The sequence below is a fragment of the Burkholderia lata genome (genome assembly GCF_902499025.1).
Classification (GTDB): domain Bacteria; phylum Pseudomonadota; class Gammaproteobacteria; order Burkholderiales; family Burkholderiaceae; genus Burkholderia; species Burkholderia lata_C.
This window is the reverse complement of sequence record NZ_CABVPW010000017.1, coordinates 151,731-173,178: the sequence shown is the minus strand read 5'-3', so window position 1 is coordinate 173,178 and position 21,448 is coordinate 151,731. Positions and strand designations below refer to the sequence as shown.

The 21,448-nt window shown below is 68.7% G+C and carries 20 protein-coding genes; 13 read left to right on the top strand and 7 right to left on the bottom strand.

The features are described from left to right. The first annotated feature begins 655 nt into the window (after positions 1–655). The 5 genes from BDI24065_RS19130 (at position 656) to BDI24065_RS19110 (ending at position 5,003) form a co-directional block, all read left to right on the top strand. A complete protein-coding gene (locus BDI24065_RS19130) occupies positions 656–916 on the top strand; it encodes a phosphopantetheine-binding protein (RefSeq protein WP_041490598.1) in 261 nt (86 codons plus the stop codon). A 110-nt stretch (positions 917–1,026) separates the two neighbouring features. Continuing rightward, positions 1,027–1,743, top strand: coding sequence for a 3-oxoacyl-ACP reductase FabG (gene fabG / locus BDI24065_RS19125; RefSeq protein ID WP_175032585.1), 717 nt, complete (start codon positions 1,027–1,029; stop codon positions 1,741–1,743). 87 nt (positions 1,744–1,830) lie between these two features. Continuing rightward, entirely contained in the window at positions 1,831–3,135 is a 1,305-nt protein-coding gene (locus BDI24065_RS19120) for an endoribonuclease L-PSP (RefSeq protein WP_175032584.1), read from the top strand. A 125-nt stretch (positions 3,136–3,260) separates the two neighbouring features. Next, complete coding sequence (locus tag BDI24065_RS19115; protein ID WP_175032583.1) at positions 3,261–4,046, top strand: glycosyltransferase family 2 protein; 786 nt, start codon at positions 3,261–3,263, stop codon at positions 4,044–4,046. Positions 4,047–4,241: 195 nt separating this feature from the next. Continuing rightward, complete coding sequence (locus BDI24065_RS19110) at positions 4,242–5,003, top strand: M48 family metalloprotease (protein WP_175032582.1); 762 nt, start codon at positions 4,242–4,244, stop codon at positions 5,001–5,003. Positions 5,004–5,103: 100 nt separating this feature from the next. Here the strand turns inward: BDI24065_RS19110 and BDI24065_RS19105 are convergent, their stop codons facing one another. From BDI24065_RS19105 to BDI24065_RS19090, 4 genes are read right to left on the bottom strand one after another with little or no spacing between them, the layout of a single operon-like run. Then, on the bottom strand, positions 5,104–6,816 hold the full coding sequence (locus BDI24065_RS19105) for a lactate permease LctP family transporter (RefSeq protein WP_175032581.1): 1,713 nt from the start codon (positions 6,814–6,816) through the stop codon (positions 5,104–5,106). A gap of 50 nt (positions 6,817–6,866) precedes the next feature. Then, positions 6,867–8,312, bottom strand: a complete 1,446-nt coding sequence (locus BDI24065_RS19100; protein WP_175032580.1) for a LutB/LldF family L-lactate oxidation iron-sulfur protein — start codon at positions 8,310–8,312, stop codon at positions 6,867–6,869. After that, on the bottom strand, positions 8,309–9,043 hold the full coding sequence (locus BDI24065_RS19095; RefSeq protein WP_175032579.1) for a LutC/YkgG family protein: 735 nt from the start codon (positions 9,041–9,043) through the stop codon (positions 8,309–8,311). Before BDI24065_RS19095 ends, BDI24065_RS19100 begins: the two co-directional genes overlap by 4 nt. After that, positions 9,040–9,840, bottom strand: a complete 801-nt coding sequence (locus BDI24065_RS19090) for a (Fe-S)-binding protein (RefSeq protein ID WP_175032578.1) — start codon at positions 9,838–9,840, stop codon at positions 9,040–9,042. Before BDI24065_RS19090 ends, BDI24065_RS19095 begins: the two co-directional genes overlap by 4 nt. Positions 9,841–9,974: 134 nt before the next feature. Between BDI24065_RS19090 and BDI24065_RS19085 the strand changes: the two genes are divergently transcribed. The 5 genes from BDI24065_RS19085 to BDI24065_RS19065 all read left to right on the top strand — a co-directional run bounded on the left by BDI24065_RS19085 (position 9,975) and on the right by BDI24065_RS19065 (position 15,326). After that, entirely contained in the window at positions 9,975–10,691 is a 717-nt protein-coding gene (locus tag BDI24065_RS19085; protein ID WP_175032577.1) for a FadR/GntR family transcriptional regulator, read from the top strand. A gap of 225 nt (positions 10,692–10,916) precedes the next feature. Further along, positions 10,917–12,542 carry a phospholipase D family protein gene (locus tag BDI24065_RS19080; RefSeq protein ID WP_175032576.1) on the top strand — a complete coding sequence of 542 codons (1,626 nt, stop codon included), beginning with the start codon at positions 10,917–10,919 and terminating at the stop codon, positions 12,540–12,542. A 148-nt stretch (positions 12,543–12,690) separates the two neighbouring features. Then, positions 12,691–13,464 carry a class II aldolase/adducin family protein gene (locus tag BDI24065_RS19075; protein WP_175032575.1) on the top strand — a complete coding sequence of 258 codons (774 nt, stop codon included), beginning with the start codon at positions 12,691–12,693 and terminating at the stop codon, positions 13,462–13,464. Positions 13,465–13,839: 375 nt separating this feature from the next. Further along, complete coding sequence (locus BDI24065_RS19070; RefSeq protein ID WP_174955050.1) at positions 13,840–14,274, top strand: CHRD domain-containing protein; 435 nt, start codon at positions 13,840–13,842, stop codon at positions 14,272–14,274. 89 nt (positions 14,275–14,363) lie between these two features. Then, on the top strand, positions 14,364–15,326 hold the full coding sequence (locus BDI24065_RS19065; RefSeq protein WP_175032574.1) for an alpha/beta hydrolase: 963 nt from the start codon (positions 14,364–14,366) through the stop codon (positions 15,324–15,326). On the opposite strand, the gene BDI24065_RS19060 is transcribed toward BDI24065_RS19065, so the two are convergent. Next, positions 15,296–16,138, bottom strand: coding sequence for an EcsC family protein (locus BDI24065_RS19060; protein ID WP_175032573.1), 843 nt, complete (start codon positions 16,136–16,138; stop codon positions 15,296–15,298). The two genes, BDI24065_RS19065 and BDI24065_RS19060, sit on opposite strands and share 31 nt — an antisense overlap. Before the next feature lie 95 nt (positions 16,139–16,233). Here BDI24065_RS19060 and BDI24065_RS19055 point away from each other — a divergent pair, with 95 nt between their 5' ends. Further along, complete coding sequence (locus tag BDI24065_RS19055; RefSeq protein WP_175032572.1) at positions 16,234–17,829, top strand: MDR family MFS transporter; 1,596 nt, start codon at positions 16,234–16,236, stop codon at positions 17,827–17,829. A gap of 26 nt (positions 17,830–17,855) precedes the next feature. Continuing rightward, complete coding sequence (locus tag BDI24065_RS19050) at positions 17,856–18,302, top strand: MarR family winged helix-turn-helix transcriptional regulator (RefSeq protein WP_175032571.1); 447 nt, start codon at positions 17,856–17,858, stop codon at positions 18,300–18,302. A 69-nt stretch (positions 18,303–18,371) separates the two neighbouring features. Here BDI24065_RS19050 and BDI24065_RS19045 read toward each other — a convergent pair whose 3' ends face one another. Further along, the gene (locus BDI24065_RS19045) at positions 18,372–18,953 is read right to left on the bottom strand and encodes a DJ-1/PfpI family protein (RefSeq protein WP_021161332.1); all 582 of its coding nucleotides are present in this window, start codon (positions 18,951–18,953) and stop codon (positions 18,372–18,374) included. Between the two features lie 156 nt (positions 18,954–19,109). Then, positions 19,110–20,390 carry an amino acid deaminase gene (locus tag BDI24065_RS19040; protein WP_175032570.1) on the bottom strand — a complete coding sequence of 427 codons (1,281 nt, stop codon included), beginning with the start codon at positions 20,388–20,390 and terminating at the stop codon, positions 19,110–19,112. Positions 20,391–20,509: 119 nt separating this feature from the next. Here BDI24065_RS19040 and BDI24065_RS19035 point away from each other — a divergent pair, with 119 nt between their 5' ends. Further along, complete coding sequence (locus BDI24065_RS19035) at positions 20,510–21,448, top strand: MurR/RpiR family transcriptional regulator (protein ID WP_175032569.1); 939 nt, start codon at positions 20,510–20,512, stop codon at positions 21,446–21,448.

The following is a 21,448-nucleotide window of genomic DNA, read 5'->3' as shown; positions in this document are numbered from 1 at the left end:
GGCCGCGTAGTGCGCGCCGGCCTGGTAGGCCGCGACGGCGCCGACTGCGGCGATGCCGCGCGCGACGGGCAGCAGCCGGCTCATCGGCGGCCTCCGCACGCACGGCGCGGGTACCCGGATCCGGCGGCCGGGCGGCAGCGGACGGACGGGCGAACCGGAACGGAGCGGAAGGGCGGGCGCGGCATGACTGGCGACATCGGGCGGATCGTGGCCGGACGCAATGGTCGGCCGTCAAACATCATATGAATGGCGGCCGGGACGCGGGTCCGGGCCGGTGGTCGGGCACGCTCATTTTAGGGCCGCGGCACCGCGTGTTCGGGGCGGGCGCGAACGGGTTTTGTAACCGATTGTATGGCGCCGGACGAACGGTTTCGCGGGGTCGGTCCATTTCCATCCAAAGCGGCTCAAGCGTCTCGTGCATTCGGGTCCCGAAACGGGCCGCGGCGCCGGTTCGCCAGTCTGTAACCATTGGCGGTATACGGCCCGATACCCGTTCGTCTAGAATCCGCGTAACTTTTACAAACGATCCCCAAATAAAGCAGGCGGGGAAGCCGGCAGACGCCGGAGGGACGGAGATTCGCACGCGCCGGGCGTGCATGGCGATTGCCGTTTCCGGGTGCCTTCCGCTGCCACGGGCCGCCTGCCCGCACGCATGATGAACGCACTGGAACAAGAGCTCGCCACGCTGATCATCGGCGAACTGAATCTCGAAGACGTCCCGCTCGAAACAGTAACGGCCGGGACCCCGCTGTATGGCGAGGGTTTCGGGCTCGACTCCATCGACATCCTGGAAATCGCCTTGCTGATCTCGAAGAAATACGGCTTCGAGCTGCGTTCGGATAATCCGGACAACCAGAAGATCTTTGCGACGCTCGGTGCACTGGCTGCGTACGTCGCCGCGCACCGCACGAAGTGACGGTGTCGCGCACGGGCGCGGCGCGCAGATGATGACGGCAGGCGGCCGCGATCGGCAGACGATACGCGGCCGCGTCGATCGAGGTGGAACGCGATGAACGGAGCAATTCGATGCGGGCGCTCGTAACGGGCGGCAGCGGTGCACTCGGGCAGGCGATCTGCACGGCGCTCGCGCAGGCCGGCCATGAAGTGTGGGTGCATGCGAACCGCCATCTCGCACAGGCGGAGGCCGTCGCGCAGCAGATCGTCGCGGCCGGCGGCACCGCGCACGCGATCGCGTTCGACGTGACCGACGCCGATGCGACGCTCGCCGCGCTGACGCCGTTCATCGACGATGCGCCGGTGCAGATCCTCGTCAACAACGCGGGCATTCACGACGATGCGCCGATGGCCGGCATGTCGCGCCGACAGTGGCACAGCGTGATCGACGTGACGCTCAACGGCTTCTTCAACGTCACGCAGCCGCTGCTGTTGCCGATGATCCGCACGCGGCGCGGCCGGATCGTCAACCTCGCGTCGGTGGCCGGCGTGACCGGCAATCGCGGGCAGGTCAACTACGCGGCCGCGAAGGCAGGGTTGATCGGCGCGACGAAGTCGCTGTCGCTGGAGCTCGCGTCGCGCGGCATCACCGTGAATGCGGTCGCGCCCGGCATCATCGAATCGCCGATGGCCGAACACGCGTTTCCCGCGGAACGCATCAAGCAGCTCGTGCCCGCGCAGCGCGCGGGCCGGCCCGACGAAGTCGCGGCGATGGTCGCGTACCTGGTATCCGACGCCGCGGCCTATGTGACGGGGCAGGTGCTGTCCGTCAACGGCGGGCTGGCATGACGAAGCGCGCAGCGTCGGCGTGACCTAACGCAACGCGGCGCAGGCCGCGATGTTGCGCGGCCTGCGCCGCATAGTGAGGAAATCGAAGTGTCCGTGCATCCAGTCGACGCCGAACGGCGCCCGTGTTCCCTGTCGTCCTCCGCCGCGCCGGTCGCGCGCGGGCCGATGGCGGCCGGGCACGCCGCATCGGGATCGAGCGAACCGCTCGCGTGCGGCGGCGATCGCGCACTGCGGCTCGTCCGGATGAGCCACGCGCGGCTCGCCGCGTTGCTGCACGATGCGCACCGTCATGGCGGCGGATTCGAGCGCGCGTTTCCTGGCGCATTGGGTGCGGTATGCATCGGCGCGGGCGACCGGCAGCGCGAATCTGGAACCGGATCGCACGCGGACGCCGCGGCACGGATGCTGGCCGATGTCGTGCCCGACCTGCCGGTCGCGCCGGTGCCGATGGCGCTGCTCGGCGCCGGCATTGCGCCGGAAGACGCCGTCTGCGAAATCTGGCAATGCCATGCGCACGACTTGCGCAGCGAACGGCGCGGCGCGCTGCACTATCGCTACAGCGAAACGGCGGGCCTCGTGTTCGGCAGCATCGTCGTGCACGAGACGAGCGAATCGCATGAATCGCCCGACGGCGGCACACCGCTCGAACGCGCGACGCACGATGCGTACCGCACGCTGTTCGACGTGCTCGATTCGCTCGGCATGCCGCATCCGCTGCGCATCTGGAATACCGTGCCGGCGATCAACGCGGTGCAGTTCGGGATCGAGCGCTATCGTCAGTTCAATATCGGCCGCCAGCGCGCGTTCGACGCGTGCCGCCGCGCACTGACGGGCGGCGTGCCGGCCGCATGCGCGCTCGGTTCGATCGTGCCGGTCGCGGGCGATGCATCGCCGGCCGCGCCGCTCGCGATCCATTTCCTCGCGAGCCGCACGCCGGCCGATCCGGTCGAGAACCCGCGCCAGGTCAGCGCGTATCACTATCCGGCCGAGTACGGCCCGCGCGCGCCGACGTTCGCGCGCGCAGCCGCATGGCCGGAAGGCGACGCCGCGCCGGTGCTGTTCGTGTCGGGCACCGCGAGCATCGTCGGGCACCGCACCGTGCATCGCGGCGACGTCGTCGCGCAAACGCGCGAGACGGTTGCGAACCTCGCGGCCGTGCTCGAGCAGGCCGCGCGCCAGGGGCACGGCCCGTTCTCGCTCGCCGACCTGAGCTATCGCGTCTACGTGCGCGACGCCGGCGATCCCGACGCATTGGCCGCGATCGAGCGCGTGTTGCGCGAGGCGGCCGGCCCCGGCGTGCGGCCGCTCGTCGTCCACGCGGACGTGTGCCGCGACGACCTGCTGGTCGAGATCGAGGCCAGCGCGGGTCATGAGGAGGCGTGGCTGTCATGAAGCGTGAAAGCCTCACGATCGAGCAACCGGCCCCGCGCGCGGGCGGTGTCGACGAAGCCTGCCGGCGGTCGCCGGCAGGTCATAAACTTTTGTCAGGATCCCTGTCTTCGCAATCGGCCGTTTCCATGTCCAAGCTGCACGCCTCATCCACCCATCTCGTCCTGATTCCGAGCTACAACCCGGGCGCCAAGGTCGACACGACCGTGCGCAATGCCCGTGCGCAGTGGAATCCGGTGTGGGTCGTGGTCGACGGCAGCACCGACGGCAGCGCCGAGCGGCTGCAGGCGATGGCCGAGCGCGACCCGGGCTTGCGCGTGATCGTGCTGCCGGAGAACCGCGGCAAGGGCGCCGCGGTGCTCGCCGGGCTCGACGCGGCGGCTGCGAGCGGCTTCACGCATGTGTTGACGATGGATTCCGACGGCCAGCATCCGGCGGACCTGATTCCCGCGTTCATGGCCGCGTCGCAGGCTGCGCCCGACGCGATGGTGCTGGGCGTGCCGAAGTTCGACGCGAGCGCGCCGCAGCTGCGCGTGCAGGGGCGCCGGTTGTCGAACGCGTGGGCCGACCTCGAGACGCTGTGGGCCGGGATCGGCGATTCGCTGTACGGGTTCCGCGTGTATCCGGTCGCGCCGCTTGCCGCGATCATGCGCCGCCAGCCGTGGATGCGCGGCTTCGACTTCGATCCCGAGGCGGCCGTGCGCCTGTGCTGGGCCGGCGTGCGGCCGATCCGCATCGACGCGCCGGTGCGCTATTTCGGCCGCCACGAGGGCGGCGTCTCGCACTTCCATTACGGCCGCGACAACGCGCTGCTCGCATGGATGCACCTGCGCCTGTTCACCGGCTTCGCGGTGCGGTTGCCGATGCTGGTCGCGCGGCGGCTGACGCGACGCCGCCGCGATCAAACAGCCTGAGCGGGCCCGGTTTCCATTCCGATCGCCGCCCGGCCGCGGCGATTGTTCCTTTTCCGTCGCCAATCCCGCGCCGGCGCGTCGCTTCGTTCCAGTCCGACAAGTAATGAACGTGTCATCGGATGTAAACATCTGGTAATTTTCTGCCGGATTATGCAAAATCGCCGCTCCCAAATACAACTATCGAGGGATTCCGGGATGCAACTCAAGAAAGCGGTGGCAGCGTGTGGCGTGGCGTTTCTGTTGAGCGCGTGCGGCGGGGTACAGAGCCTGGACGCGAACAGCCTGACGTCGGCGGGGACCAGCCTGTACAAGGCAGCGACGCTGTCGGATACCGACATCGCCGCACTGTCGAACGACTCGTGCAAGGCGAGCGATGCCGAATCGAAGATCGCGCCGGCGAACAGCGCGTACGCGAAGCGCCTGACGAAAGTGATGAAGGGCTTCGGCGACATGACGCTGAACGGCCAGAAGATCAACTACAAGGTCTACATGACCAAGGACGTCAACGCGTGGGCGATGGGCAACGGCTGCGTGCGCGTGTACAGCGGCCTGATGGACCAGATGAACGACGACGAGCTGCGCGGCGTGATCGGCCATGAAATGGGCCACGTTGCACTGGGTCACTCGAAGAAGGCGATGCAGACGGCCTACGCGGTCAGCGCGGCGCGCACCGCGGCCGGCGCGGCATCGCCGGGCGTGGCGGCACTGACGAGCTCGCAGCTCGGCGACATCACCGAGAAGTTCATCAACGCGCAGTTCTCGCAGACGCAGGAAAGCGCGGCCGACGATTACTCGTTCGACCTGATGAAGCAGAAGGGCATGAACCAGAAGGGCCTCGTCACCGCATTCCAGAAGCTCGCGAAGCTCGACGGCGGCCAAAGCTCGATGATGAGCTCGCACCCGTCGTCGGCGAGCCGTGCGCAGCACATCGAGGATCGCATCGCGAAGGGCAGCTGATCGCGCAACCGATCGCCTGCCGAAGCGGGCGATCAACCGGCGAAATGAAAACCCCCACGCTCTTCCGGGCGTGGGGTTTTGTTTTTTGGGTGTGCGCCGCTTACGGCACCATGCCCGGCAGCACGTACGCCTGCACGAGCGTGATCAACCCGACGATCACCGCGAACAGCAGGCTGTGCCGCACCGTGAAGCGGAACAGCTCCGACTCCTTGCCGACGAGGCCCGTCGCCGCACAGGCGACCGCGATCGACTGCGGCGAGATCATCTTCGCGGTCACGCCGCCCGTCGTGTTCGCGGCTACCGCGAGCGTCTCGGGCACGCCGAGCTGATGGGCCGTGGCCTGCTGCAGCGAGCAGAACAATGCATTCGACGACGTGTCCGAGCCCGTCAGGAACACGCCGAGCCAGCCGAGGAACGGCGAGAAGAACGGGAACGCGGCGCCGGTCGCGGCCAGCATCAGCGCGAGCGTCGACGACATCCCCGAATAGTTCGCGACGAACGCGAACGCGAGCACGAGGCCGATCGACAGGATCGGGCGCGTCAGCTCCTTCAGCGTCTCGCCGAACGTGACGAGCGCGTCGCGCGGCTTCATCCTCAGCAGCGCCATCGAGATCAGCGCGGTCACGAGGATCGCGCTGCCCACCGCCGACACGAGATCGATCTTCAGCACCGCGTCGAGCGCCTTCGGCGTCGCGGCGATCGGCGCGGTCTTTACGACGAGCTGGTCGAGCCCCGCCACATGGAACTTCAGCACGGTCGACGCGAGTGCGCCGTGTGCGGCGAACAGCGCCTTGAACGGCGCGATGCTCCAGACGGTGACGACGGCCGTCAGGATCAGGAACGGCGACCATGCGCGCACGGTCTGCGCAAGCGTGTACGGCGAGGCCTGCCGGCTCGTGCCGGTGCTGAAACCGTTGCGCGAGCCCGCGCCGCCGAAGCCCGCGAGCGCGGCGCCGCCGCCCGACGCGGCGATGCCGCCCGCCGTCTGCTTCGCGGTGCGCGGCTGCCAGACCTTCAGGAACGCGGCGAGCGCGACGAGGCTGACGAGCGACGACGTGATGTCCGGCAACTCGGGCCCGATGTGGTTCGACGTGAAGTACTGCGTCACCGCGAAGCTGCCGCCCGCGACGAGCGCGGCCGGCCACGTCTGCCGCACGCCGCGCAGCCCGTCCATCATGAACACGAGCCAGAACGGCACCGCGAGCGACAGCAGCGGCAGCTGGCGGCCGGCCATTGCGCCGATATGGAACGGATCGATGCCCGTCACCTGCCCGGCGACGATGATCGGGATGCCCATCGCGCCGAACGCGACCGGTGCGGTGTTTGCAATCAGGCACAGTCCTGCCGCGTGCAGCGGCTTGAAGCCGAGGCCGACGAGCAGCGCGGCGGTGATCGCGACGGGCGCGCCGAAGCCGGCCGCGCCTTCGAGGAACGCGCCGAACGAGAAGCCGATCAGCAGCATCTGCAGGCGCTGGTCGTCGGTGATCGACAGCACGGACGCGCGAATGATGTCGAACTGGCCGGTCTTCACGACGATCTTGTACAGGAACACGGCCGCGACGATGATCCACGCGATCGGCCACAGGCCGTACGCGAAGCCGAAGCCGGCGGCCGCGAGCGCCTGCGGCACGGGCATGCCGTACGCGAGGATTGCAACGCCGAGCGACAGCAGCAGCGTGATCGCCGCGGCGACGTGGCCCTTGAGCCGCAGCACGGCCAGTGCAACGAAAAAGAAGATGATCGGGATTGCGGCGACGAACGCCGACAGCCCGAGGCTGCCGAGCGGGGTGTAGATCTGATGCCAGGCCTGCATGGATGTCTCCTCCATAGGTTTTTGTCGGTACGGCTTGAAAAACGGAACGGCTACTCGGGCTGGCCGCGTGCGCGCAGCAGGTCGGACAGGCTGCGCGGCGCCGGTTCGAGCGGCGTGCGGTGCTGCGTCCAGCCCATCTGTTTGGCGGGCGTCAGCGCACGCAGGCGCGTCGCGGCCCAGCGGAACGCGCGGTACGCGCGCGGATGCGCGAACGCACCCGACCAGAAGCGCCACACGAGGTCTTCCGCGCGGTTGTAGTTCGCGCCCTGGCCGCGCAGCGGATGCGCGACCGGTTCGTCGGGCTTGCGGTTCGCCTCGGTGCGCAGCCGCACGAGCAGTTGCGGGATCGGGATCCGCACCGGGCACACCTCGCCGCATGCGCCGCACAGCGTCGACGCGGTCGGCAGGTCGGCCGTCGCGTCGAGGCCGAGCAGGTGCGGCGAGATGATCTTGCCGATCGGGCCCGGGTAGGTCGTGCCATACGCGTGGCCGCCGATGCGCGTATAGACGGGGCAGTGGTTCATGCACGCACCGCAGCGGATGCACTGCAGCGTCGCGCGCAGCTGCTCGTCCGCGTAGGCCTGCGTGCGGCCGTTGTCGAGCAGCACGAGATGCAGCTCGCGCGGGCCGTCGCGTTCGCCGTCGCGGCGCGGGCCCGAGATCAGGTTGAAGTAGGTCGTGATCGCCTGGCCGGTGGCCGAGCGTGTGAGCAGGCTCGACAGCGGCACGATGTGCTCGAGCTTCTCGACGACCTTCTCGATCCCCATGATCGCGATGTGCGTGTCGGGTACCGTCGTCGACAGGCGGCCGTTGCCTTCGTTCTCGACGAGCCACAGCGTGCCCGTGTCGGCCGCCGCGAAATTCACGCCGGACAGACCGATGTCCGCATCGGCGAACGCGCGGCGCAGCGCGCGCCGGCCGGTCTGGATCAGCTCGTCGACGTCCTCCGTATAGCGCGTGCCGGGGATGTGTTCCTCGAACAGTTCGGCGATGTCGCTGCGCGTCTTGTGGATCGCCGGCATCACGATATGCGACGGCTTCTCGCCCGCGAGCTGCACGATGAACTCGCCCATGTCGGATTCGATGCAGTCGACACCGTGCTCCGCGAGGTAATGGTTCAGCTCGATTTCCTCGCTCGCCATCGACTTGCCCTTGATCACGCGGCGCGCCTTCTTCGCCTGCGCGATGCCGAGCACGATCGCGTTCGCGTCGGCGGCCGTCTCGGCCCAGTGCACGTGCACGCCGGCTTCGGTGAGCTTCGTCTCGAGCCGCTCGAGCAGCGCGGGCAACTGCGCGAGTGCGTGCTGCCGCACCGCTTCGCCGAGGTCGCGCAGCTGTTGCAGCTCGGCGTCGTCGGGGAACTGCGTTGCGCGCTTGCCCTGCAGGAAGTCCATCGCGCCACGAAAGCTGTTGCGCAGCGCGGGATCGTCGAGCGCGGCGCGCGCGCGGGTCTTGAAGTCGCCGGGGGCGACGAATTGCAGCGTGTGGTCGCTCATTGCGGGAGGTCCTCGCGGGCGGGGGCGGCCGGGCGTGCGACGGCCGTGTCGGTGACGATCACGACCCACAGGTGGCGCGGGCCGTGTGCGCCATAGGCGAGCGTCTGCTGGATGTCGGAGGTCTTCGACGGGCCCGACACCAGCACGAGGTTGGTCGGCATGCCGGCGTGCCAGCGCTCCGTGTGCACGGCCGCGTGCAGGTCAGGGTGCAGCGTGTCTGCATGGACGAGCGCGACATGCAGCGGCGGCACCAGCGACACCGTGCGCGGCGTGCCGGCATCGGGGGCGAGCACGACGGTGCCGGTGGCCGCGATGCCCGAGCGCGCGACGGTGAAGCCCGCGTCGATCGTGTCGAACAGTTCGGCCTTCCACGCGTCGATCGGCCGGTCGAACGGTACAGGCGCGACCGTGTCGGGCAGCGCGCGGGCGAGTGCTGCGGATTCGGCGCGGGCCGGGTCGAGCAGCAGGCGGCGCACGCCGGCATCGACGAGCCGCGCGGCGAGCTGAGCGGGCCATTCGTCGCCGGTTGCGCACCAGACGTCCGCGTGCGACGCGGCGAGCGCGGCCTGCATCGCGCGGGCAAGCGCGTGCGGGTCGTGTGCGGTCCCGGTCTGCGCGCGGCGCGCGTCGTAATGCGTGTCGATGCGCGCGTCGAGCGCGGGGGCGGCCTCGGCGGCGACACCCGGGGCGGCGGCGCGCAGCCGCTGGAGGATTGCGTCGCGCGCGCTCATTGCTTGTCTCCGCGCAGCGATGCGGCGCCGGCCGTGCGGCGCCACAGGAAGCTCGCGAGGTGCTCGACCGGCAGCGGCGCGCCGGACTTGTCGGCCGCGTGGCCGATGTTCAGCAGGCAGCCGCAGTCGGCGGACACGAGCCGGTCGCAGCCCGTCGCGCAGGCCGACGCGACCTTGTCGCGCACCATCGCGCCGGAGATGTCGGGATGCTTCAGCGAGAACGTGCCGCCGAAGCCGCAGCATTCGGATTCGCGTTCGTGTTCGATGCGCGTCACGCCCGGCAGCGCGTCGACGAGCGCGACGCCGTGCACGCGGGTACCCATCTCGCGGCGGGCCCCGCACGACGTGTGCAGCACCACGCGCTCGTCGGCGCCGGCCGGCGCGGCGAGCGCATCGAGCCGCACGTCGAGCACGTGTACGAGGAATTCGGTGAGTTCGTAGGTACGTTCCGCGATCGCACGGGCCTTCGGGCCGTGGACGGGATCGTCGGCGAACAGCGCCGGCCAATGGTGCCGGATCATTCCGCCGCACGAGCCGGACGGCACGATCACGGGCCACGGTTCGGCGAACAGGTCGAGCTGCGCGGCCGCGACGCGGCGCGCTTCGTCGGGATTGCCGCTGCTGTAGGCCGGCTGCCCGCAGCAGCTCTGGCCGCGCGGATAGTGGACGGTCAGGCCTTCGCGTTCCAGCAGCCGGACCGCGTCGAGCCCGGCTTCGGGGACGAACAGGTCGACCAGGCAGGTCGCGAACAGATAGACGTTCGCGGGGGCGGCGGCGGGGTACTGCCTTTCGTTCATGTCTCGCTCCAGAGGCGACGGCCCGGCATGCGGATGCGGGACGACGATTTCGCTGCATAATTCCCGCGACGGCGCCGCAGCTCAAATTGGTTGGGCCAATCGGCGCGGCACGCATTGCGCAGGGAGACGCGACGATGGCAGCGATGACGGCACGGGGCCGGACCGAAGTGGTGATGCGCAAGATCGAGACGGCGCTGCTCGACGGCACCTGGCCGGCCGGCGCACGCCTGCCGGCCGAGCGCGTGCTCGCGCAGGAATACGGCGTCGCGCGCAATACGGTGCGCGAGGCGACCCAGCGGCTCGTCGCACGCGGGCTGCTGCAGAGCCGGCGCGGCGCGGGCGTCTACGTGACGGACCAGTTGCGCGCCGGCATCGCGTCGCCGTGGGGGCAACTGGTCGCCGATCACCCCGCGCTGCGCGACGACATCCTCGAGTTCCGCCGCGTGCTCGAAGGCGCGACCGCGTATTTCGCCGCGTTGCGCGCCGACGCGAACGACCGCCGCCGGATCCGTGCGCTGCTGCGCGAGCTCGAAACCGCGCACGCGAACGGTGCCGCGGCCGTCGAAGCCGCGACCGACGCGAAGCTGCACGAGGCGATCGCGCTCGCGTCGCACAACACGATGTTCCTGCACCTGCATACGAGCGTGATCGGGATGCTGCGCGAACACATTACGATCAACGTGGCGGGCATGACGACGCACGACGAGCAGGCGTCCGAGCTGCTGTTGCTGCAGCACCGCGTCGTGTGCGAAGCCATCTGCGCACAACGTCCCGAAGAGGCGCGCACCGCGATGCAGACGCACATCGACTACGTGCGCAGCCATTTCGAGCGCAGCGGCGACGGGGCCTGAGATTGGTCGGACCGCTTCGATGCGTAGCCCGTCCGGCGGGCGCCTCCGGTGCGGCGGGGCATCGATGCCCGGCAGGCGGGCGCCGGCCCGCGGTCCGAAGCGGTCGGCGCCGCCCCGCGCGATTGACCGGTTCATCGGGCGCCCTCTAGAATCGGCCGGAACCGTGCGCCAGCCGCGCGTCGCGGCGCATGCGGGCCCTTTGTTCCGCCAGTCGAGGAAGCCTCCGTGTTCACGTCTTTGATCCGGCGCGCGCCGGCCGCGCCGTCATGGCGCGCTGCATGCCGCCCGGCCCGCGCGCTGGCCGTCTGTGTGCTGCTGTCGCTCGTCGCCGCGTGCGCGACGCATCCACCCGCCACCACGCTCGATCGCCCGGTCTCCCGCGCGTTGCCACCCGATGCCGCGACGCCGCTGCGTGACGCGCTGGCCGCGCCCGAGGCCGCGCATCCGGGCCAGTCGGGTTTCCGGCTGCTGCCGGAAGGCACCGAGGCGCTGCAGATGCGCATCGCGCTCGCGCGGGCCGCGACGAAAACGCTCGACATGCAGTACTACATCGCGACCGAGGACACGACCGGCAAACTGCTGCTCGCCGCGGCGCTGTACGCGGCCGATCGCGGCGTGCGCGTACGGATGCTGGTCGACGACCTGAACTTCCGCGACATCGATCGCATCATGGCCGCGCTGAACACGCACCCGAACATCGAGATCCGCGTGTTCAACCCGTTCGGCGCGTCGCAGCAGCGCATGGTCGAGCGCACGGCCAATTTCTTCACGCGCATCGACAGCTTCACGCGCCGGATGCACAACAAGGCGATGATCGCAGACAACCAGATCGCGATCGTCGGCGGCCGCAATCTCGGCGACGAATACTTCAGCGCGAGCCCGACGCTGCAGTTCCGCGATCTCGACGTACTGGCCGCCGGCCCCGTGACGAACGACGTCTCGGCGAGCTTCGACACGTACTGGTCGAGCGCGAGCAGCTATCCGCTGCGTGTGCTGAATCACCAGTCGTTCGATCCGAAGGACCTCGACGCGACGCGCGACGAGCTACGCGCCCACTGGCGCAAGAACGCCGATCCGTACAACGCGAAGCCGCTGAACGCGACGCCGCTCGCGCAGCAGATCGCGCGCGACGAGCTCGCGCTCGTGTGGGCGCCGGCCGAGTTCAAGGTCGATGCGCCCGACAAGGTCGCGCAGCCGACCGATGCGTACGTGAGCCCGCCGATGCAGCGCCTGGTCGAGCTCACGCGCGGCGCGCAGCAGGAATTCCTCGCGTTTTCGCCGTATTTCGTGCCGCACGACGCGGGCGTGAAGATCCTCGGCGACACGACCGCGCGCGGCGTGCGTGTCGCGATCCTGACCAATTCGCTCGCCGCGACCGACGCGGTCGCCGTGCAGGCCGGCTACGGGCCGTATCGCGTGCCGCTGCTGCAGCACGGCGTCGAGCTTTACGAGTTCAAGGCGCAGCCGGGCCGGCAGCGCCCGCGCCTGTTCGGGTCGCGCTCGCGCGCGAGCCTGCATGCGAAGGCGTACGTGATCGACCGGAAGATCCTCGTGATCGGCTCGATGAACCTCGATCCGCGTTCCGCGCACCTGAATACCGAACTGGCGCTCGTGATCCACAGCCCGGCGCTCGCGCAGCAAGTCGCGACGATCTTTGCGCGCGTGACGCAGCCGGATGACAGCTACCGCGTGAGCCTCGTGACACCGGCGGGCGGCGGGTCGCCCGAACTCGAATGGACGGGCCTCGATGACGGCCGGCCGACCACCTATCACGTCGATCCGCACGCGGGGCTGCTGCGCAACCTGATGACCGGCATGTTCATGCTGCTGCCGGTCGACGACCAGCTTTAAGGGGACGGAAGCGCTTCGGCTAAACCCGCGTTTCCGGTGCGTGGGGAATGATGATATGGTTGTGTGCGCAACTAGTGTGGCGCGCGCGACGTGCCGCCGGACGGCCCGCGCCACGCGTGCCGCGCACACCCGCAACCGGAGTTCCCCCATGCAACGTGTCCCGAACCAGCCGTTCACGCGTCCCGCCCGTTTCTCCGAAGCCGAATGGCAGGCGCGCGTGCAGCTCGCGGCGGCTTACCGCATCTTCGATCATCTCGGCTGGACCGAGCTGATCTACAACCATATCTCGCTGCGCGTGCCGGGCGAGGACGGGCATTTCCTGATCAACCCGTTCGGGCTCCACTACCGCGAGGTGTGCGCGTCGAACCTCGTGAAGATCGACATCGACGGCAACGTAATCGGTCATTCCGACTGGCCGATCAACCCGGCCGGCTTCACGTTTCACAGCGCGATCCATGCGGCGCTGCCCGATGCGCACTGCGTGATGCACGTGCACACGACGCCGACGATGGCCGTGTGCTGTTCGCGCGACGGGCTGTCGTTCTCGAATTTCTATTCGGCGCAGCTGTACGGGAAGATCGCGTATCACGACTTCGAGGGCATCACCGTGCATCTCGAAGAGGGGCGGCGCATCGTCGAGAGCGCCGGCGGGCGGCCCGTGCTGCTGTTGCGCAACCATGGGCCCGTGACGATCGGCACGACGCTCGCGCAGACATTCTCGCTGATGTGGCTGCTCAATCGCGCGTGCGAGGTGCAGGTCGCCACGCATGCGATCGGCGACGCGCTGCCGATCGCGCCGCCCGTGCTCGAAGGGTGCGTGCGCGATTCGCTGAATTTCGATCCGAAGCATGGCGCGGGGCAGGACGCGTTCGACGCGCTGCAGCGTATCGTCGATCGCATCGATCCGGGCTATCGCGCGTGATGTGAAACGGCGCGATCGCTTCGTCATGCTTGATACGGTGTGAGCCGGATCCGACGGCGACGTGCGCAAAAAAAAACGCGGCCGGGCGGCCGCGTGAATACTCGCAGACTCCTTCGGACGAAGGAAACAAGCAACTGTGAAACGAAGTGTAGCGAAAGGCCGCGCGCGGATTCAGTCATCAGGCTGCAAAGGTCCATTCCAGTCTGACGCAGACTGACGCGTCGTGCGTCGTGCGTCGCGCGAAAGGGCCGGCCGTGCGCGGTGCGGCGATTCGCTGCATGGCCGTTCGGTGGACGCCCGGATCGGTGGCGATCGACTACCATCATGTCTGGCGCCCCCGCTCGGGCGGCGTACAACGTCGTACAAGGAGAGTCCATGCTCAAGCTGCGTTTGCTCCAGGTCGCGTTACTCGCGGGCGTGCTGGCCGCCGGCAGCGCCGCCGCCGAAACGGTGCGCCTGTCCGCCAATCTCCAGCCGTCGAGCGAAGTGCCGCCAACGGCAACCAAGGGCTCGGGCGATGTCGAGGCCACCTACGACACGGCCACGCACATGCTTCAGTGGGCGGTCACTTACGAACACCTCACGGGGCCGGCCACCGCCGCGCATTTCCACGGGCCGGCGCCGGTCGGCCAGAACGCGGGCGTGCAGGTGCCGATTCCGAAGGACGAACTGGCAAGCCCGATCAAGGGCTCGAAGGAACTCACCGACGCGCAGGTTACCGACCTGATGGGCGGCAAGTGGTACTTCAACGTCCATACGAAGGAGCACCCGTCCGGCGAGATCCGCGGCCAGGTGATGCCGGCGAACTGAGCGCCGGCGTTTGATGTAGAGGCACCTGTCGAGCGGTGCGGGAACGATCGCACGTACCATCGTCACACTGTGATTACGGAGTGCGTCCGATGAGTTGGCAAAGCAAGTTCGCCTGCTGGCTGCTGCGCTGGCAGTTCCGTCCCGAGACCACGCGCGAAGTGCTCGATCCCGCCCGCGCGCGGCGCTTTACCGACCTGCGGATGGTCGTGCCGCGCCGCGCGCCGTCGGGCTACCGGCTGCGCCAGTGCTATGGCCCGGGCGATGCGCCGCTGCGCGGCGAATGGCTCGAACGCACCGACGCGGGCGCGGGCCGCGGGCCCGGCCGCACGCTGCTGTACTTCCACGGCGGCGGCTATTACTTCTGTTCGACGAAGACCCACCGTCCGCTCGTGTTCGGCCTGACGAAGCGCGCAGGCGTGCGCTCGTTCTCGCTCGATTACCGCTTGGCACCCGAAAACCGCTTCCCGGCCGCGCTCGACGATGCGCTGGCCGCATACCGGCAACTGCTGGCGCTCGGCACGCCGCCCGAGTCGATCGTGCTCGGCGGCGATTCGGCGGGCGGCGGCCTCGCGCTTGCGACGCTCGTCGCGCTGCGCGACCGCGGCGAGCCGCTGCCGGCCGGCGCGATCCTGTTCTCGCCGTGGACCGACCTGGCCGCCACCGGTGCCACGCTGCGCACGAACGACGGCGCGGATCCGATGTTCGCGGGCGCGGCGTTGCCGAAGGCCGCGAAGCTGTACCTGGGGGACGAGCCGGGCACGAATCCGTACGCATCGCCGCTCTATGCGGATTTCGCGGGCCTGCCGCCGCTGTATATCCAGGTCGGCAGCACCGAGGTGCTGCTCGACGATTCGCGCCGCGTCGCCGAGAAGGCAAAGGCCGCCGGGGTCGCGGTGGAGATCGAGGTGTGGCCGGACATGCCGCACGTGTGGCAGCTGTACGCGCCGATGGTGCCGGAAGCGCGCGACGCGCTCGACCGCGCGGCCGCGTTCCTGCGCCGCGTCGCGGTCGAACGTGCGGTTCAGCGCGCCGGCGAGACGTCGATCGCCTGATACGCGGCCTTGACGGCCACCGAGCCGTACTTGCGCTCGAGCCGGCGCACGGTGAAGTGGCCGTGCGCCATCTGCTGGAAGTGGTCGATGAACAGCGTATTGACGGTTGCGCCGAGCACGGCGCCGATCGCCGGAATCGACTTCGCGGCCATCTGCTCGGTCACCTGCACCGAGAAGCGCGACGCCACCGTCTGCACGAGCTTGAACACGGCCGCCGAGCTGTGCGCGGCGATGCCCTTCGTCGTGATGTCCGACGACGCCTTCGAGATCGCCTGCGCGAGCGCGCCGCGCAGCACGAAATAGCCGAGATCGGCGTCCTCTTCCTGCTTGTCCGGGTTGCCGCCCATGCCGAGCACGGCCAGGCATTGCAACTGCGTATCGACCGAGCTCAGGTCTTCGCCCTCGCTGCGCGCGATGTCGCACACCGAGCGGAAGATCAGCGTCGTCGTCACCGGCAGCTCGACCGGCAGCGCGAGAAAGCCGAACGCGCCGCCGGCCGCGCCGGTCGTCGCGACCGCGAGCTTGTGCAGCAGGTTGCTCGGCTTGTCGGGCTCGGCGTCCGGCGCGGGCGGCTTGCCGAGCGTGCGCAGCGCGATGTTCAGGCACTTGCGCAGCGCGAGCTGTGTCGCGTCGTTGATCTTGCCGGTCGCGAAATCCGGCAGCCGGGCGATCATTTTCTCGACCGGCGCGCCGAGCATGCCCGTCAGCTTCATCGTCAGCGACGGGCTTTCCAGCACCTGCTTCGCGCGCCCCAGCGCGTCCCGATCCTCCGGCGACAGCGTGGTCGCGGGGGTGATTGAAATCGGTTCCATCTTTCTCCTTGGCATTGACCGTCGCCAGCCTAGATTACTCCGGCGTGCTAGAATTTTAAGATTGTTTGACTCGTCAAAAGTTGCGCCAACAAAAAATGGCCGTCCATACTGCCGCCCACCATTCGAGCGGGCAAGTCCTGCCGTTCCGCGAATCGCTGCTGGCGATGATCGGGATCTCATTTGTCACCATGCTGGTCGCGCTCGACCAGACCGTCGTCGGCACCGCGTTGCCGACCATCGTCGCCGAGCTCCGCGGTTTCGACCTGTACGCGTGGGTCGCGACCTCGTACCTGCTCAGTTCCGTGATCACGGTGCCGATCTTCGGCCGGCTCGGCGATTATTACGGCCGCAAGCCGTTCGTCATCGTGTCGATCGTCGTGTTCACCGGCGCGTCCGTGCTGTGCGGGATGGCGAACGACATGCTGATGCTCGTGCTCGCGCGCGGGCTGCAGGGGATCGGCGGCGGGATGCTGGTCGGCACCGCGTTCGCGTGCATTCCGGACCTGTTCCCCGATTCCGTCGTGCGGCTGCGCTGGCAGGTGCTGATGAGCTCCGCGTTCGGCATCGCGAACGCGGTCGGGCCGTCGCTCGGCGGCGTGCTGACCCAGTCGTTCGGCTGGCGCTCGGTGTTCTACGTGAATTTGCCCGTGGGCCTGCTGTCGCTGCTGTTCGTGTGGCGCTACCTGCCGCACCTGCGTCACGTCGAGCACGATCGCAAGATGCGGCTCGACTGGCCGGGCGCGCTGCTGATCGCGCTGTCGCTCGGCGCGCTGCAACTGTTCGTCGAATGGCTGCCGAAGTACGGCGTCGCGAGCTGGGCGTCGCTGCTGCTCGTCGTCGCGGTCGCGGCCGGTTTCGGCCTGTGGCACTGGGAGAAGCGTTGCGCGCAGCCGATCTTGCCGTTCGACATGTTCGGCAATCGCGCGCTGTCGGCGCTGTTCGTGCTGGCGATCCTCGCCGGCTTCTCGATGTTCTCGCTGCTGTTCTATGCGCCGCTGCTGTTCCAGGGCGGGTTCGGGATGTCGCCGAAGGAGGCGGGGCTCGTGATCACGCCGCTCGTCGTGTTCATCACGATCGGCAGCATCATGAACGGCCGGGTCGTCACGCGCATCCGCAATCCGAACGCGATGCTGCACGTCGGCTTCGTGCTGTTCGCGATCACCTGCGCTGGCATCGTCGTGTCGACCCACACGACGCCGAAGTGGGTGCTGATGGCGCTGATGGTCGCGGGCGGCATCGGGCTCGGTTTCGTGCTGCCGAACCTCACCGTCTTCGCGCAGCAGACGGCCGGCCGCGAGCACCTCGGTATCGCGACGGCGCTGCTGCAGTCGCTGCGGATGGTCGGCGGGATGGTCGGCACCGCACTGACCGGCACGCTCGTCAACCAGATGTATTCGAGCGGCGTGCGCAACGCGCTGTCGACCGACCATGCGATGCAATGGCATGCGCAGCTCGCCGATCCGCAGATCCTGATCGATCGCGCCGCGCAGGGCGGCCTGGTCGCGGAGCTGACGCGTGCCGGGCATAATGGCGCGCTGCTGCTGGAAGCCGCCCGTGAATCGCTGGTCGGCGCGATTCACCTGGGCGTCGCGATGGCGGCCGTCGTCGCCGTGGTGTCGGTGTGGCAGTGCCGCCGCGTGCCGCCGATCGCGCTGCGGCGCAAGATCGAACCGCATGTCGCGGCCGACTGAACGATTGAACGAGTAGAACTGAGCGCATGGAAGAACAGGACCGCGTCGCGATCTTGCAGCAATTCGGACGCACGTATCGCGCGTTCATGACCGCGTTCGAGGCGCAGGTCGGGCAACCGATGCCGCGCTGGCGCATCATGGTCGCGTTGCACACGATGGGCGGGCATTCGTCGCAGAAGAAGCTCGTCGAAGTGCTGCGCGTCGACCCGGGTGCGCTCACGCGCCAGTTGAAGTCGCTCGACGCGCTCGGCTGGATCGAGCGTGAATCCGACGCACGCGACAATCGCGTGACCAACGTGACACTGACGGACGCCGGCCGCACCGCGTTCGACGCATGCCTGCCGCGCCGCAAGGCGTTTCTCGAGCAGACGATGGCGCAATTGCCGGACGACGTGCTGAATGCGCTGTCGGGCGCGCTGGCGATGCTGGAGTCGCGGATCGCGGACGTCGGCTCGACGCCGGCCGCGCGCTGAAGCGCGGGGCAGGGCGGCGCGAGTACGCCGCCGGCCCGGCCCTTCATCTCATTTCAATTCACTTCAGGTTCAAAGCTCGATGCGCGTGCCCAGCAGCGCGAGGAACTGCGCGAGCCAGGCCGGATGCGCGGGCCACGCGGGCGCGGTGACGAACGGCGCGTCGGTCACGGCCGCGTCGACCGGAATGTCCGCGTATTCGCCGCCCGCGAGCTTCACCTCGGGGGCGCAGGCCGGGTAGGCCGAGATGCGCTTGCCGCGGATCACGTCGGCGGCCGCGAGCAGTTGTGCCGCATGGCAGATCGCGGCGATCGGCTTGCCGGCTTCGGCGAACTCGCGCACGAGCGAGATCACTTTCGGATCGAGTCGCAGGTATTCGGGGGCGCGGCCGCCCGCGATCGCGAGCGCGTCGTAGCGCGACGCGTCGACGTCGTCGAACGCCGCATTCAGCGTGAACTGGTGGCCGGGCTTCTCGGTGTAGGTCTGGTCGCCCTCGAAATCATGGATCGCGGTCTTGATCTTGTCGCCCGCGCGCTTGCCCGGGCAGACTGCATCGACGTGGTGGCCGACGGCCTGCAGCGCCTGGAACGGCACCATCGTTTCGTAGTCTTCGGCGAAATCGCCGGTCAGGAACAGGATCTTCTTCGCGGCCATGGCTTTCTCCAGTGGAGCTGCGTTGAGGGCCCGCGCGGCAGGCGCGTGCAACGCCCGCCTGGGGCCCCGAGGACGAAAGCGCAGTGTACTCCGGCCGCTTGAAGCGCGCGTGACGGCCGCCCCGCGCGAACGGCGGGGCGGTGCGCGCGATGGGCGTCAGAAGAAGGTTTCGACGACTTCCGTCACGCTGAACTGCGGATCGAGCACGAGCACCTGGCGCCACTTGTCGAACGTCAGGCACGGGTGCGAGATGTCGAACGCGACCATGTCGCCGACCTTCACGTCCGCGCCCGGCGGGATCTGCAGGTACGCGTGCTGGTCCATCATCCCGGTGACCGCCCAGCCTTCGGCGGCGGCGACGTCGCGCGGCGCGGTGTCGCGGCCCGGGCGGAAGTGGCGTGCCGGCTCCGGCAGCCCCGCGTCGAACGCCGCGTCGCGCTTGCCGAGTGCGACGATCGCGCGATCCGCCTCCGGCACCGACTGCACGTAGGCCCACAGCTGCAGCGCGGGCAGCAGCCCTTCGCCCATCGTGCGGGCGATCGGGTTGCGCGCGAACACGTCGGTCTGCGCCTTCTTGTAGACGCCGACATCGTGCGTCAGGTAGCAGCCCGGACGCAGCACGACTTCCGCGAAGCCGGCGTTCGACGCCTTCGCGAATTCTTCCGCGACCACGTCGTACCACGCCGAACCGGCGCCGGACAGGATTGCCGGCGTACGCGCGAAGCGGCCTGCCTCGGCCAGCTCGCGCGTGAGCGCGACCGCTTCCTGCAGGAACGTGCGGATCTCGCCTTCCTCCTTCAGCACGCCTTCATAGAGTTCGATACCGGCCAGCTTCAGCGTGTCCGGATAGCGCGCGATCGCGGCGAGCACGGCCTCGCGTTGCGCGGCATCGCGCACGCCTGCGCGGCCGCCCGGCACGCCGAGCTCGAGCAGCACGTTCAGCGGCTTCTTCAGCGCACCGAAGAAGTGGCCGAGCTGGTCGACGCTCTCCGCCGAATCGACGAGGCAGAAGAATTCGAAGTCGGGATCGGACAGCAGCCCGGCGATGATCGTCATGTTCTGGCGGCCGACCAGCTGGTTCGCGAGCAGCACGCGCCGCACACCGCCGTGATACGCGGCCTGCGTCTGGTGCGCGGTCGCGAGCGTGATGCCCCACGCGCCGGCTTCGAGCTGGCGGCGGAACAGTTGCGGCGCCATCGTCGTCTTGCCGTGCGGCGCGAACTTGACGCCGTACTTCTGGACGAATGCCTGCATCCAGTTCAGGTTGTGTTCGATGCGATCCTCGTACAGCACGGCGGCCGGCAGGCTGACGTCTTCCGCAAGCAGGTTCCACTCGAGGCGGCCTGCGTCGCCGAGCGGCACGCTCGCGCTAGGCAGATTGCCGAGACCCTTGCCGAACGGATCGATCGTTGCTTCCTGATAGTTTGTAACTTTCATGTCATCCCGCTCCATCATCACTATGCATTGCACTGAAGTTGACACGCCGATGGTACAGAAAGTAGCATCGGCGCGGTGATGTTATTTAGTAACATCGAGCTTCGCACCTTTTTCCGCAGATGAATACGCCCGTCACTCCGTCCGTTCCGCTCGCGGCCGAGCTCCATCCGGCTCCGGCCGCTCCGCCGGTCCTCGACATCGTCGCGCGGATCGCCGAATGCGCGCCCGAGTTGCGTGACGCCGAGCGCAAGGTCGCCGCGTTCATCCTCGCCGACCTGGCGCGGGCCGCGCATGCGAGCATCGGCGCGCTTGCGCGCGACGCGGAGGTCAGCGTCGCGACGGTCACGCGTTTCGCGAAGGCCGTCGGCTGCCGCGACGTGCGCGAACTGAAGGTGCTGGTTGCGCAGGCGGCGGCCGTCGGCCAGCGCTTCCTGGTGCCGTCCGACGACGCGCCGGCCGACGACACGAGCCCCGCGTCGATGGTCTATGACGAAATTCGTGTCGCGCTCGCGCACAACCATCAGTTGCTGCGCAATACGTCGTTCGAGGAAGCGGCCGACCTGCTCGCCGCTGCGAAGATGACCTACGTGTACGGGCAGGGCGGCGGCTCGACCGCGCTCGCCGACGAGCTGCGCTTCCGGCTGGTGCGCTTCGGCCGGCCGGTCGCGAGCTACCAGGACAGCGTGCTCCAGCGGATGGTGGCCGCGACGCTGTCGCGCGATACCGTCGTCGTCGCGCTGTCGGTGAGCGGCCGCGTGCCCGAGCTGCTCGAGAGCTGCCGGCTCGCGAAGCGCTACGGCGCGAAGCTGATCGCGATCACCGCGCCGGCGTCACCGCTCGCGAAGCTGGCCGACCACCTGATCCCGGTCGTCGCGTTCGAAACCGATTTCATTTACAAGCCGTCGACATCGCGTTACGCGATGATGATGGCGATCGACGTGCTCGTCACCGGAGTCGCCTTGCGGCTCGGTGATGCGGGCCGAGAATCGCTGCGTCGCATCAAGCACGCGCTCGATGCGCATCGCGGCGGCGGAGACCGTCAACCGGTAGGAGACTGA